This window comes from Streptomyces sp. NPDC016845, assembly GCF_044332585.1.
Classification (GTDB): Bacteria; Actinomycetota; Actinomycetes; order Streptomycetales; family Streptomycetaceae; genus Streptomyces.
Genome location: NZ_JBIRPI010000004.1, coordinates 157,986 through 170,797, shown reverse-complemented (window position 1 = coordinate 170,797; position 12,812 = coordinate 157,986). Strand labels below are relative to the sequence as shown.

Below are 12,812 nucleotides of genomic sequence, written 5' to 3'. Positions count from 1 at the left end.
CGGTGGTCCGCGGACAAGGACTCAGGCTGTCCGGCGGTGTCAGGGTCGCCGGTGTGCGGGCCTTTCCCCACCTTGGAAGCCGACCGGTGTACCCGCACGTCAGCCATCGCGCTGTTCGACCGCTCGGGTGACCGGCTTTCCGGTGCCGCCGGGCACCGCGTGCTGGTGGTGATCGTCGTCCTGCGATCCCCGCTCAACCGCGGGACGCAGGCGCCGGTGAAGAGGTACGACCGGACGCTGCGGGATCTGATCGCCGGCGGAAAGGCGAAGCCGCCGCCTGCCCAGTCATGCCCCTGGCAGCGGTGATCCGCGTGGGCAGGTGCGGAGTCCGGCGTGGTCGACATGACGCTCTGCCCACCCGCCCCGGGGGAGCCGGCCCGTGACGTGGTCGCTGTTTCGGGGGCTCTCATCCTGGTTACGCGAAGGGCCACCTGAGGTATGTGAGCTGGAGGTTTTGCTGATGACTGACGCGCGTGATGTTTCCTCGGCCGGTCCCAAGGAAACCGAACCGATGCCGCCGTACCGGTTCGAGCGCCAGCCGCGGCCGGGCCTCGAGTCGAAGATGTCGACGCCGCCGCGCTACATGGCGCCGCGGTACCGCGGCTCGGGCAAGCTGCGGGACAAGGTCGCGCTGATCACCGGTGGCGACTCGGGGATCGGCAGGTCGGTCGCGGTCCTGTACGCGCGTGAGGGCGCCGACGTGGCCATCGTCTACTTGCCCGAGGAGCAGGAGGACGCCGAGCAGACCCGCACAGCGGTCGAGGAGGAGGGCCGCCGGTGCCTGCTGGTGCCCGGCGACCTGTGCGACCCGCAGTTCTGCGAGGACGCCGTCGAGACGACCGTACGGTCTCTGGGCGGTCTCAACGTCCTCGTGAGCAACGCGGCCCGCCTCAACAGCCAGAACTCGCTCGACGATCTGAACTTCGAGGACTTCGACCTGGCCTTCAGGACCAACGTCTACGCCTACTTCCACCTCGTCATGGCCTCCCTGCCCCACCTGGAGCGCGGCGACGCCATCATCGCCACGGCCTCGGAAGAGGGCCTCAAGGGCAGCGACATGATGATGGACTACGCGGCGTCGAAGGCCGCCCAGATCATCTTCACCAAGTCCATCGCCTCGCACCTGGCCAAGCGCGGGGTCCGCGCGAACGTGGTGGCGCCCGGACCGACCTGGACCGTCCTCAACCTCGCCGGCCAGCGTTTCCCCGACGACTACCTGAAGGAGAACCTGGCCGCCGCCGATCCGATGGGCCGCGCGGCCCAGCCCGAAGAGCTCGCCCCCGCCTACGTCTACCTCGCGTCCGAAGCCGACTCCAGCTACACCATCGGCGAGACCATCGCGGTCACCGGCGGAATGACCGACACCCGCTGACCCAGCGAGCGCTTGGTCTTCTCCGGCGAACGAGGGCGACCTCTACGCCTGGCATCGTCTGCGCCCCTGTCTCGCAGGCGACCCCGTCAACCGTTCCACCGTGAATCGCTGCGCGGCGTAGGACGTCCGGCCGGGATTCCCACTTCTGGCGAACGCGATCCAGGCACCGTGCACCTGGGCTGCGAGCCCCGCCGGGGCGGGGGAGGGGCCGAGCAGACGGGCGTCCCCGTGCAGCCAGGGCTTGTCGGCGATGTCGAACACGAAGGGCAGCTCGACAGTGTGTGCGGCACCGAGGCGACCGTCCAGAGCCGTCGAGCGGTGTCCGAAGGAGTAGACGTACGTGCGGCCGCCCGAGATCCGCGCGTGCGCCTGCGCCATGCGCGTCGTACCGGCGGCGAAAAGGGCCTGCCCGAGCACGGCGGCGCGCAACTCACCAGGTGGTGCGTCCGGCCGCGCCGCGCGGTACGCGGCGAGAGCGGCCTCCGGGTCCGCGTGCGCCCGGGTGGCGACGGCGAGCAGGTCGGCTTCCGTGGTGGACTCCAGGCCTCCCTGCGGTACGAGGTAGAGACGTCCCTCTTCGGTGTTGGTGCCGATGAGCAGATCGACGTCGCCGCCCGGGCCGTCGGCGAGACCGTCGGCGGGCTGGACCGGCGACACCAGGCTGAACGGGCTGAGCCCGGCCAGCGGATCGGTGGCGGTACCGGTGCGGAGGTCCAGGCCGGCCAGTGCGGGCAGGATCGCCAGGAAGCGCTCGTCCGGGATGGAGGCGAACGCCTCGGCGGTCGGCTCGACGCCCAGTGCGGTGGCCGCCGTGGCGGTGACCCGTTGCGCTTGTTCGGGGGTGAACGCACCGGTGCCGTTGCCGCTCTGGACGACAGCCCGCCGGAAGAGCCCCTTGGCCTCCGGAGCCGCGAGCAGCGCCCCGGTGAGGGTCGCGCCCGCGGACTGGCCGAAGACTGTGACGTTCTCGGGGTCGCCGCCGAACGCCGCGATCGTGTCCCGCACCCACCTGAGTGCGGCGAGCACGTCCAGCAGTCCCCGGTTGGCCGGGGCGCCCGCGAGGTCGAGGAATCCGGGGATGCCGAGGCGGTAGTTGACCGTCACGAGGACGATGCCGTCGCGGGCGAACGCGGCGCCGTCGTAGAGAGCGGCGCGATTCGAGCCGGTGACGAACCCGCCGCCGTGTACGAAGACCATGACGGGGCGCCGGCCGTCTCCGGTGCCGGGTGTGTGGACATCGACGGTCAGGTACTCCTCGCCGGGCACCCAGCCCGGCCCGAAGTAGGGGACCATGTCCAGTCGGCCGAAGTCGCGGCTCGGCTGCGGAGCCGTGGGGGAGGGCCGGGTCCCGTCGCGGACACCGGACCAGCCCGGGTGCGGCGCGGGCGCGGCGAAACGGCCGGCGCCTGTCGGGGCCGCCGCGTAGGGGACGGAGCGGTAGCGCTCGCCGAACTCCGCACGGATGCCGCGTACGGCGCCCGCCGGGGTTTCGACGACCGGATCTTTCTCACGGGGCACGTCACGTGCCTCCTTTCTTGAGGGAGCCATCAGGAGACGCGGGGGAGATCCGTCCACTCCTTGATCGCGAACTTCGAGCCGCTGCGCGCGACCTCCACGGCGCCCTGGCCGCCGAAGTGCGCGGGAAAGACGAGCGCGTTGTTCTCGGCGGCGCGGCCGAGCAGCTTGTGCCGGGTGGCGCGGGACTCGGCCGGGTTCTCGCAGAAGCAGGAGTTGATGTCGGGCTCGGCGATCTGCAGCGCGGTGTGCACCAGGTCCCCGACGAACAGGGCACGATCGCCGCCGGATTCCAGGGTGAGTACCGACGAGCCGGGAGTGTGCCCGGGGGCCAGGTCGAGACGCAGGTTCTTGTCGATCCGGTACGTCCCCTCCCACAAACGCGTCAGACCAGCCTGGTGGACCGGCGTGACGCTGTCCTCGAAGACGTTCTGGTTCCCGCGGCCCAGCACGGTCTCGTTCTCGTTGGCCGGGTCCCAGAAGTCGAAATCCCTCCGGGGCATCAGATACGTGGCGTTCGGAAAGGTGGGTACCCAGGACCGGCCTTCGAGGCGGGTGTTCCAGCCGACGTGGTCGACGTGCAGATGGGTGTTGACCACGATGTCGACGTCCTCGGGCCGGACCCCGGCGGCGGCGAGGTTGTCCAGGTAGTGCGTGTCCAGGCGGCTCCACACCGGCGCGTAGGGCCGGTCCTTGTGGTTGCCCACGCCGGTGTCGACGAGGATCGTGCGCCCTTCGCTGCGCAACAGCCAGGACTGGATCGCGGACCGGCACTCGTTCGTCTCCGGGTCCCAGAAGTCGGGCGCCAGCAGGTCGCGGTGCTCGTCCCACGCGTCGGCCGAGCTGTCCGGGAAGAACTGGCTCGGGGTCATCTCGACCGATCCATAGAATTCGTCGATCCGGACGACAGTGACGTCGCCCAAAGTGATTGGCTGCGGTTTCCGATGCATGTGATCCGTCCTCAGGTCTGCGGTGCGGCGTCGAATGAGACGAGCCTGAACACGCGGACGGGAACGAGCCACTCCCGGGTTGTCCTACCCCTCGCAGGGTGTGGCTGGGGTCCGGCGGCGCACCCGATACTGGGGCGATGAACGGACCCGGCCCGCTGGGCACCTTCCTCCAAGCCCGACGGGCGCGGCTGCGCCCCCAGGACGTCGGCCTGCGCGAACTCGGACCCCGCAGGCGGGTGGCCGGGCTCCGGCGTGAGGAACTGGCCCAGCTGGCGGGCGTCAGCGTCTCGTACTACACACGGCTGGAGCAGGGCCAGTCCCGTGGGGCCTCGGCCGAAGTGCTCGACGCGATCGCCCGCGCACTCCTGCTCGACGCCCACGAGCGTGAGCACCTGGACCGGCTCGCCGACGCGGCCCGCCACGCTCCCCGGCTGCGCCGCCCCCGGCCGGAGAAGCTCGCCGACGAAACACGCGACCTCCTCCGCGCCGTCGACGGAGTCCCGGCGATCGTGCTCGGCCGCCGTACGGACGTGCTGGCCTGGAACACCCTCGGGCACGCCCTGCTCGCCGGTCACCTGGACTTCCTGGGCCCGGAAGACCCGGCGCGACGTCCGAACACAAGCCGGATGCTGTTCCTGGACCCGCACTGTCAACAGCTGTACGCCGACTGGGAGCGCAAGGCACGCGCGGTGGTAGGCAACCTGCGCGTCGCTGTGGGCAGGCACCCGGACGACCCGCTGCTCGCGGAGCTGATCGGCGAGCTGACGATGAAAAGTCCTGAGTTCGTCGCATTGTGGAGCGACCACCGTGTGGCGCCGTGCGACGCCGCGTCCTACGAGCTCCATCACCCCCTCGTCGGCACGGTGACGGTGACACAGCAGACATTGTCGATCGCCCGTGCACCGGAGCAGACGCTCATCGTGTGCACGACCCCCGCAGGCTCCTCGTCCGAGGAGGGCCTCGCGCTGCTCCGGCAGGCGAGCGGCGGCAGGGCGCCACGCCCGGACGGCGCCGGCGTTCCGTGGACGTCGTCACACCGCTGAGGTGATCTCCCGGGCGATGACGGACGGCGGTGTCAGCCTTGGCGACCGGGCAGCAGCACGCCCAGGGCTCGGGAGCGCTGTGCGACGAGGTCGTCGTAGGTGCCGTCGCGCTCGGCCCAGCGGTGTACGAGGGCCGCCTTCACGACGACCTCGCGGGGCGTGGGCTCCTGCGAGAGCAGGTGCATGACCTCGGTGGCGAAGTCGTCGAGCGGCAGCGCGTGCGGGTTCACCTTCTCCTGGCCCGCTGTGGCGACGGCCGGGGGCACGAGTTCGACGACGTCGACGCCCGTGCCGTCGAGCTGGGCGCGCAGCGCCTCGGAGTAGGCGTGCACCGCGGCCTTCGAGGCGGCGTAGGAGGGCATGGGCGGGAAGGGCAGGAAGGCGATGCCGGAGGTGACGGTGATGAGGGTGCCGGTGCCCCGCCGGATCAGGTGCGGGGTGAAGGCGTCGATGACCCGGATGGTGCCCAGCAGGTTGGTGTCGATCGTCGTTGCTGCCGTCTCGAAGTGTGCGGGGTCGCGCAGGTCCTCCAGGAGCATGACGCCGGGCATGGTCACCACGGTGTCCAGCTCGGGGTAGCGCGTGAGCACGGTGTCGCGGGCGGAAGCGACGGAGGCGCTGTCGGTGACATCGATCCTGACGGTGCCGAAGCCCTCCTGGGCGAGTTCCGTGAGCGCCCGCGTGTTGCGGCCGCCGACGGCCACGGTGCTCCCGGCCGCGGCGAACCGGTGGGCCAGCTCTCGCCCGATGCCCGAGGTCCCGCCGACGATGAGGACGGTGCGGTGGGAGAGGTCCATGGTGTTTCCTTAAATCCAGGGCGCGGCCGGCCGACAGCCGGGGCAGGGGCGCCTTCGGTGATGTTCTGCGGTCCGTGGCCCGTGGCCCGTGGTCCGTGGTCCCGGGTTCGTGGTCCTTCGCAGAACGCTGTTCCAGCAGTCTTGGCAGATTCAGCCCGGCGTGACAGTGCCCTGATCTTCCCTGGTCCTGCCAGGGCCCCCTCTGCGACCCGCACACCGCATTACCGTGGCGGTATGAAGGACGACGCATCCGGCAACCGACTCGGCAGCTACCTGCGCGCCCGGCGTGAGCTGGTCTCCCCGGCACAGGCAGGCCTCCCGCCCGGCGGCAACCGCCGGGTGCCCGGCCTGCGCCGTGAGGAGGTCGCCCTTCTCGCCGGCATCAGCCCCGACTACTACCTCCGCCTGGAACGTGGCCGCGACAAGAATCCTTCGCCGCAGGTCCTCGCGTCACTCGCACGGGTCCTGCATCTCGATGATGTCGAACGGACATACCTGCTCGGCCTCGCGGCAGCACGGCCGAGGGCGCCGCGCCGCAAGCGACCTGAGCAGGTACCGGCGCGTGTGCACCAGCTGCTCGCCCACCTGCAGATCCCCGCGTTCGTCGAAGGGCGCGCGTTCGACGTCCTGGCCTCCAACCCGATGGCCGTCGCGCTCTCCCCACGCCTGCAACCCGGCCACAACCGGCTTCGTTCCCTGTTCCTCGATCCCGAGGAACAAGCCTTCCAGCAGGACTGGACGAAAGCCGCCGCCGGCTTCGTCGCCGCCCTGCGCACCACCATTGGGGACGACACCGACAACCCCCGGTTCGTGGAACTCGTCGGAGAACTCGCACTGTCCAGTCAGCGGTTTCGCACCCTGTGGGCCCGCCACGACGTCCGCGGTCTCGACGGCGGCACCACCAGCGTCCACCATCCCGTCGTCGGTGATCTGCACCTGCACCGCGACAAGCTCCCTGTCGACGATGTCATCCTCGTCGTCTACTACCCCGACAAGGACAGCGACAGCGACGAGAAACTGCGCCTCCTGGCCGCACTCTCACACACCGAGTCCACCGGCACAGCACCTGACCGACCGGCGGATGCCCCGCGCCCCCCGACAGCCTGACGCCCACGCCGTTCGGGTTACGGGGATCCGGGCACCGCGCGGGTTCGGAGACGCAACGGCAGATGCCCGCCGGACCCACTGGGAGGATGAGGGGCACGGCCTCGGCCGCGCCTTCGGTCGCCGCAAAGGCGCCGCAGGCCGGCCGTTGAAGCCGGGTGCTCGAGCCGTAACGGGGTCTCAACTGGCGGCGATGCGGGCCGCGGCAGTCTTGAGCGCGGTCGACAAGGCGGGCAGCAGCCCACGGGACCAGCGTGCCGACGGCATGGACAGCGAGATCGCGGCGGGTGGGTAGTCCGCCGTGCCGGTGGGCAGGGCGACGCCCAGCGCTGTGAGGCCGGTCTCGGTGGCCTCCTGGTTGAGGGCGTGGCCCTCGCGGCGGGCGCGTTGGATGGCGCGCCGGTGTACGACGCGCTGGTCCGGGGCGAGACCGCAGCGCTCCAGGATTGCCTCCACGGCGGCGTCGTCGTACCGGGCGAGCAGCGCACGGCCACCGGAGGCGGCATAGGCGGGCAGGATGCGCCCGGTACGGTCGCCGACGCGGAGCACTTGGTCGGCCTCCTCGGTCGCGAGGAAGCGGACTCCGGTCCCCTCGTCGTCCAGCAGCAGAAGGTTGGCGGTCTCGTGCCAGTGGTCGCGCAGCGCGCGCAGCTGCGGACCGGCGGCCTCGCGGAGCCGTGCCACGGGTGCCCGGGAGCGGGCCCGGCCGAGCTGCGGACCGGCGTCGTAGCGGCGGTCGGGCAGCTGCACGGCGAAGTCGCGGTGCACCAGCGTGGCGAGCAGCCGGTGTGCGGTGGAGACGGACACGCCGACCCGCTGCGCGGCGTCGGTGACCCGCATCGGCCCTTCCTGGCGCAGCACGATGGCGAGCAGCAGGGCGGAGTCGACGGAGCCGACGGCGTAGGCAGGTTTGTTCCGCATGGCAGAAAACTCTATCCCTCCTGGTGGGACGTGCGGAATCGTGACGTCCTCCGGCCTCGTCCGCCCAGTCCGGCCTCGTCCGCCCAGCCCCGCCTCGTCCGCCCAGTCCCGCCTGACCAGGAGTGCGCATCGTGCAGTTTCATCTCGACGGATACCGTCCCGGCGACCCCTCTGTGCAGGAGGCGCACCCCGCCGCCCAGGACCCGGACGCCGGCCTGCCCGACACGGCCGATGTGCTGATCGTCGGCTGTGGTCCGGCCGGTCTGGTCCTGGCGGCGCAGCTGGCCGCCTTCCCCGGGATCCGGACGGTGGTGGTGGATCGCAAGGACGGGCCGTTGCAGGTGGGTCAGGCCGACGGGGTCGCCTGCCGCACCGTGGAGATGTTCGAGGCCTTCGGCCTGGCCGAGCGGCTGAAGGAGGAGGCCTACCAGGTCAACGAGGTGTCTTTCTGGCGGCCCGATCCCGCGGACCGCTCGGCGATCGTCCGCACCGGGCGGATCCAGGATGTCGAGGACGGCATTTCCGAGATGCCGCACCTGATCGTGAACCAGGCCCGCATGCTGGACCATCTGCGCGAGCACATGGCCCGTTCGGCGGCCCGCGTCGTCCCCCACTACGGGCTGACGGCGAGCGCGGTGGAGATCGCCGGTGGTGCGGACGCCGGGGAGCATCCGGTGGCCGTGACCCTGGAGCACGCGGGGGGTACTTCCGTGGTGCGCGCGAAGTACGTGGTGGGCTGCGACGGTGCGCGCAGCGCGGTACGCAAGGCGATCGGCCGCCGGCTCGAGGGCGACGCACTGAACCAGACCTGGGGCGTACTGGACGTCCTGGTGGAGACCGACTTCCCCGACATCCGGCTCAAGTCCGTGGTCCAGTCCGAGGCCGGAGCGCTACTGATCATTCCGCGTGAAGGCGGATATCTGGTGCGGCTGTACATCGAGCTGGAAGCGGAGCGGTACCGGGACCTGCTGCGGGAGCGTGCCGTCACCCCCGAAGTGCTGGCCGCCGCCGCGAACCGGATCCTGAGTCCCTACCGGGTCGAGGTGAAGGACGTCGGCTGGTGGACGGTGTACGAGGTCGGCCAGCGGCTGTGCGCGAAGTTCGACGACGTGCCGCCCGAGGAGACGGCCGACCGGCTGCCCCGCGTCTTCATCGCGGGCGATGCCTGCCACACCCACAGCGCAAAGGCCGGGCAGGGCATGAACGTGTCGATGGCCGACGCCTTCAACCTCGGCTGGAAGCTCGCCGGTGTGCTCACCGGCAGCGCCGCTCCCGAGCTGCTGCACACCTACTCGGCCGAGCGGCAGACGGTCGCCCAGGACCTCATCGACTTCGACCGGGACTTCGCCTCCAGGATGGCGGCGGGAGGGGGCGCGACCACAGCCGCCTCGAAAGCCGAAGCCGAACGGGGCCGGTTCGCCGACTACTTCCGGGACCAGGGCCGCTACACCGCCGGGCTGTCCGTCCGCTACGAGCCCTCGATGATCACGGGCACCGGCGAGCACCAGCACCTCGCGAAGGGGTTCTCGACCGGGATGCGGTTCCACTCCGCGCCGGTGGTGCGGCTTGCCGATGCCAGACCCGTACAGCTGGGGCACGCGGCCCGGGCCGACGGTGCCTGGCGGCTCTACCTCTTCGCCGACCGGGTGGGGGACCGGTCCGCCGACGGCTCGTTCCGCCGGCTCTGCGACCATCTCGCCTCTGCCGCCTCCCCGCTGGCTCGCTTCACCCCCGCGGGCGCCGAACCGGATGCGGTTCTCGACGTACGCGCGATCCTGCAGCAGCCCCATCACACCCTCGACCCGACCACGCTGCCTCCGGTGCTGCGCCCCCGCAAGGGCCGCTTCGCCCTGGTGGACCACGAGAAGGTCTTCTGTCCCGACCCGCGGCAGGCGGACATCTTCGACCTGCGCGGAATCGACCGGGACCGAGGCTGCATGGTGCTGGTCCGCCCCGACCAGTACGTGGCGCACGTCCTTCCGCTGGACGCCGCCGCGCAGCTGTCCGACTTCCTCGACGGGGTCCTGCGCACAGCCGGCTGAGGTCGACGGGGCGGTCCTCGGACCGCCGCGTGCGCTCGACCGGCCTGCGGTCGGCGCTTTACAGAAAGCCAGGCGTCCTTGCGGCGTGCTCGCTCACGGGCCGCTGAGTACGGCCCGCGTACGGCGGCGCGTTAGGATCCCCGGCATGGCGAACCTCCGACAGGCGCAGAAGCAGATGACGCGTCGGCTGCTGCTCGAATCGGGCCTGGAGCTGTTCACCGAGAAGGGATACGCAGCCACCAAGGTCGACGAGATCGCGACGGCCGCCGGCACCACCCGGGTGACCTTCTACGCCTACTTCCCGTCCCGCAGCGATCTGATGAAGGCGCTCATCGACGAGCGGCTCAACGAGGCGCTCCAGCGCGTCCGTTCGCCCGAGCACGGCTCCACGGCCCAGGACCTGGTCGCCACCGTGGCCGACGGGACGCCGGAGGTGATCGCCGCCTGGCTGCGGCGGACCGCCGACAGCTGGCCGGAGATCCGGCCGATCATCCGGGTGGCCCGCGACGCCGCGGCCGTGGACCCGGTCCTGCGCGATCTGGTGGAACGCTGGATGGAAGAGGCCATCAGCGACATCGAGGACGGCCTCACCGCGGCCGGCCGCCTGGCCCCCCACCAGCGCCGCTTCCGGGGCGTCCTGGCCATGGCCGAGCTGGACTACGTCGCCCAGCACTGGGGCGACGCCGACTGGAAGCTCACCGGCGCTCAGCTCCTCGACGAGCTGAGCGCGAGCTGGGTCCGGCTGCTGAACTGACCGCTGCCCGCCCCCTGCCGACCGGCACACCGTCCTGAGGGCGGTGTGCCGGTCTGTCGTGGGGCCGGTCCCATGGACGCGTCTCGGCGCGCCTTCTCCGTGCTCTCATTTTCCGCCGTCGCGCAACACGCATGCCAATGTTTTTTCGTGGTGTTCGTTTCATTGACGCCATGTAAAGCGAATGGTTAGCGTGACGGCAGCCACAGGGTGCACCGCCGCACCCACACCGGACACGTGAGGCAGACATGAGCGCGAACAGCACCATCGTGAACACCGTCCTGGGCCCGGTGCCGGCCGACGAGCTGGGCGTCGTTGCGGTACACGAGGCCCTGCTGTCGGTACTCCCAGGCGCTGAGCACGCTTTCGACGTCACCCTCGACCGCGCCGAGATCTTCGAGACGCTCGTCGGCAAGCTGCGCGACTTCCGCGCCCACGGCGGCGGCACGATCGTCGACAGCACCGGCATGTTCCACGGACGTGACGTACGGCTGTACGAGGCACTGTCCAGCGCGACCGGTGTGCACATCGTCGCCTCGACCGGCCAAGGCCCCGAGGAACTGCTCGGCGGCTACTTCCTCACACCGCAGACCAACCCGCCGACCCCGTGGCCGGCCGAGAAGTTCGCCGGCCTCTTCACCCAGGAGATCACCGAGGGCATGGTGGTCCCGCGCGTGGAACGCCGCGGCCTCGCCGGACTGGTCGTCACCGCGGCGACGCGCGAGGGCATGACCGCCACCGACGAGAGTCTGCTGCGCGGCGCCGCCCGGACCGCCCTCACCACCGGCGTCGCCGCCTCGCTCCGGTACGGCCGAGACCCCCTGGCGGAACTCGGCGTCGTCCTCGACGAGAAGCTGCCCGCCGACCGGGTCGCCGTCGGCGGGCTCGACCGCAGGGACGCCGTCGCCGCGGGCGTACCCGGCAAGCTCGCCGCCCGGGGCGCCTACGTCGTCCTCGACCATGTCGGCACCGAGGACGCCGAGCACGTCACCGACGCCGAGCGCGCCACCCTGGTCGCCGACCTCGTACGGACCGGACACGCCGGCCGGGTCCTGCTCTCCGTCGGCGCGACCGGGGTGGCCAAGGGCCACCCGGCGAACGACCTCCCGTACAGCCACGTGCTGACCGCCTTCATCCCCGTACTGAAGGCGCACGGCGTCGGCGACGAAGACGTGCGGCGCATCGTCGAGGCGAACCCTCGCGACCTGCTCGCGATGGGCTGACCGCCGCGGCCCGGACGACCGCCACGTCCACTTTCCCGAGGTCCCAGGTCCCAGGTCCCAGGTTCCACAGTTCCGAAGTTCGAAGGTTCGAAGGTTCGAAGGTGAATGTTGTGTCGCGAGTGAACACCGTCCTGGGGCCGATCCCCGCCGAGGAGCTGGGCTTCGTGGCGATCCACGAACACATCGGCTACGGCATGCCCGGCTCCGAGCTGGACACGCAGTGGTGGAAGACCCCCGAGCAGCGCTACGAGGAGACCGTCCCGAAGCTGCGCCGCTTCCACGAGCTGGGCGGCGGCACCTTCGTCGACGCGACCGGCATCTGCAACGGCCGCGACGTCGACCACTACAAGTCGCTGTCGGCGAAGACCGGCGTCCACATCGTCGCCTGCACCGGGTTCGTCGGCGGCGACACCGCTCTGCCGCACTTCGCCCGCGCCGATGTCGACTACCTGACGCGGCAGTTCGTCCACGAGATCACCGTCGGCATCGGCGACACCGGCAGCCGCGCCGGCGTCATCAAGGTCGGGGTGAGCCGGGGCGGCCGTATGACCGACCTGGACAAGCGCATCTACCGCGCCGCAGCCCGCGCCGCACTGGCCACGGGCGCCCCGATCCTGACCCACCTCGCGATCGACGCCGAGAACGCCATCGCGATCTTCAACGAGGAGCAACTGCCCCTGCACCGTGTCCTGTTCGGCCACGTCGACGACGGCGTGAACGCCGACAAGACCCGCGACGTCTGGATCGCCGAGCAAGGCGGCCGCATCGGCTTCGACACCTTCGGCTACGAGACCGAGCTGCCCGACCCCCCGTTCTGGGCCCGCCCCCGCAAGGAGCGCCTCGACCACTTCCTGCGGTTCATCGACGAGGGCCGCCGCATCGGGCAGGTCCTCGCCTCCGCCGACGCCAACTGCTCCCCGCTGGGCTGGCCCGGAGTCAAGGGCCACACCGTCAACTACCTCTTCGACGACCTGATCCCGGACCTGCGCGCCGCCGGCCTCGACGAAGCCGCCCTCCACACGGTCTTCGTCGACAACCCCGCCGCCTTCCTGACCCTCCAGAAGGCAGCCCTTCCGACCCTCCAGAAGTAGGAG

Annotated in this window: 12 protein-coding genes; 8 read left to right on the top strand and 4 right to left on the bottom strand. The window is 70.9% G+C overall.

Annotated features, from left to right (window positions below; genetic code table 11):
- The first annotated feature begins 72 nt into the window (after positions 1-72).
- Both ACH4RC_RS13890 and ACH4RC_RS13885 read left to right on the top strand, forming a co-directional pair.
- Complete coding sequence (locus tag ACH4RC_RS13890) at positions 73-306, top strand: hypothetical protein (RefSeq protein WP_398199544.1); 234 nt, start codon at positions 73-75, stop codon at positions 304-306.
- Positions 307-511: 205 nt separating this feature from the next.
- Positions 512-1,372, top strand: a complete 861-nt coding sequence (locus ACH4RC_RS13885) for an SDR family oxidoreductase (RefSeq protein WP_398199541.1) — start codon at positions 512-514, stop codon at positions 1,370-1,372.
- A 42-nt stretch (positions 1,373-1,414) separates the two neighbouring features.
- On the opposite strand, the gene ACH4RC_RS13880 is transcribed toward ACH4RC_RS13885, so the two are convergent.
- Both ACH4RC_RS13880 and ACH4RC_RS13875 read right to left on the bottom strand, forming a co-directional pair.
- The gene (locus ACH4RC_RS13880; RefSeq protein ID WP_398199538.1) at positions 1,415-2,890 is read right to left on the bottom strand and encodes a carboxylesterase/lipase family protein; all 1,476 of its coding nucleotides are present in this window, start codon (positions 2,888-2,890) and stop codon (positions 1,415-1,417) included.
- A gap of 29 nt (positions 2,891-2,919) precedes the next feature.
- Positions 2,920-3,837 carry an MBL fold metallo-hydrolase gene (locus tag ACH4RC_RS13875; RefSeq protein WP_398199536.1) on the bottom strand — a complete coding sequence of 306 codons (918 nt, stop codon included), beginning with the start codon at positions 3,835-3,837 and terminating at the stop codon, positions 2,920-2,922.
- Positions 3,838-3,974: 137 nt separating this feature from the next.
- On the opposite strand from ACH4RC_RS13875, the gene ACH4RC_RS13870 reads away from it, so the two are divergent.
- Positions 3,975-4,880, top strand: coding sequence for a helix-turn-helix domain-containing protein (locus tag ACH4RC_RS13870; protein WP_398199533.1), 906 nt, complete (start codon positions 3,975-3,977; stop codon positions 4,878-4,880).
- A 32-nt stretch (positions 4,881-4,912) separates the two neighbouring features.
- Here ACH4RC_RS13870 and ACH4RC_RS13865 read toward each other — a convergent pair whose 3' ends face one another.
- Positions 4,913-5,677: an SDR family oxidoreductase gene (locus ACH4RC_RS13865; RefSeq protein ID WP_398199531.1), complete on the bottom strand. Its 765-nt coding sequence runs from the start codon at positions 5,675-5,677 to the stop codon at positions 4,913-4,915.
- Positions 5,678-5,911: 234 nt separating this feature from the next.
- Here ACH4RC_RS13865 and ACH4RC_RS13860 point away from each other — a divergent pair, with 234 nt between their 5' ends.
- On the top strand, positions 5,912-6,784 hold the full coding sequence (locus ACH4RC_RS13860) for a helix-turn-helix transcriptional regulator (protein ID WP_398199528.1): 873 nt from the start codon (positions 5,912-5,914) through the stop codon (positions 6,782-6,784).
- A 177-nt stretch (positions 6,785-6,961) separates the two neighbouring features.
- Here ACH4RC_RS13860 and ACH4RC_RS13855 read toward each other — a convergent pair whose 3' ends face one another.
- On the bottom strand, positions 6,962-7,702 hold the full coding sequence (locus ACH4RC_RS13855; RefSeq protein ID WP_398199525.1) for an IclR family transcriptional regulator: 741 nt from the start codon (positions 7,700-7,702) through the stop codon (positions 6,962-6,964).
- Positions 7,703-7,833: 131 nt separating this feature from the next.
- On the opposite strand from ACH4RC_RS13855, the gene ACH4RC_RS13850 reads away from it, so the two are divergent.
- From ACH4RC_RS13850 to ACH4RC_RS13835, 4 genes are all read left to right on the top strand, one after another.
- Positions 7,834-9,744, top strand: coding sequence for an FAD-dependent monooxygenase (locus ACH4RC_RS13850; protein ID WP_398199524.1), 1,911 nt, complete (start codon positions 7,834-7,836; stop codon positions 9,742-9,744).
- A 145-nt stretch (positions 9,745-9,889) separates the two neighbouring features.
- Positions 9,890-10,498 (top strand): TetR/AcrR family transcriptional regulator, encoded by a 609-nt coding sequence (locus tag ACH4RC_RS13845; protein WP_398199522.1) that lies wholly within the window; start codon positions 9,890-9,892, stop codon positions 10,496-10,498.
- Between the two features lie 245 nt (positions 10,499-10,743).
- Entirely contained in the window at positions 10,744-11,718 is a 975-nt protein-coding gene (locus tag ACH4RC_RS13840; RefSeq protein WP_398199519.1) for a phosphotriesterase, read from the top strand.
- Between the two features lie 110 nt (positions 11,719-11,828).
- The gene (locus tag ACH4RC_RS13835; RefSeq protein ID WP_398199517.1) at positions 11,829-12,809 is read left to right on the top strand and encodes a phosphotriesterase; all 981 of its coding nucleotides are present in this window, start codon (positions 11,829-11,831) and stop codon (positions 12,807-12,809) included.
- Positions 12,810-12,812: the final 3 nt, after the last annotated feature.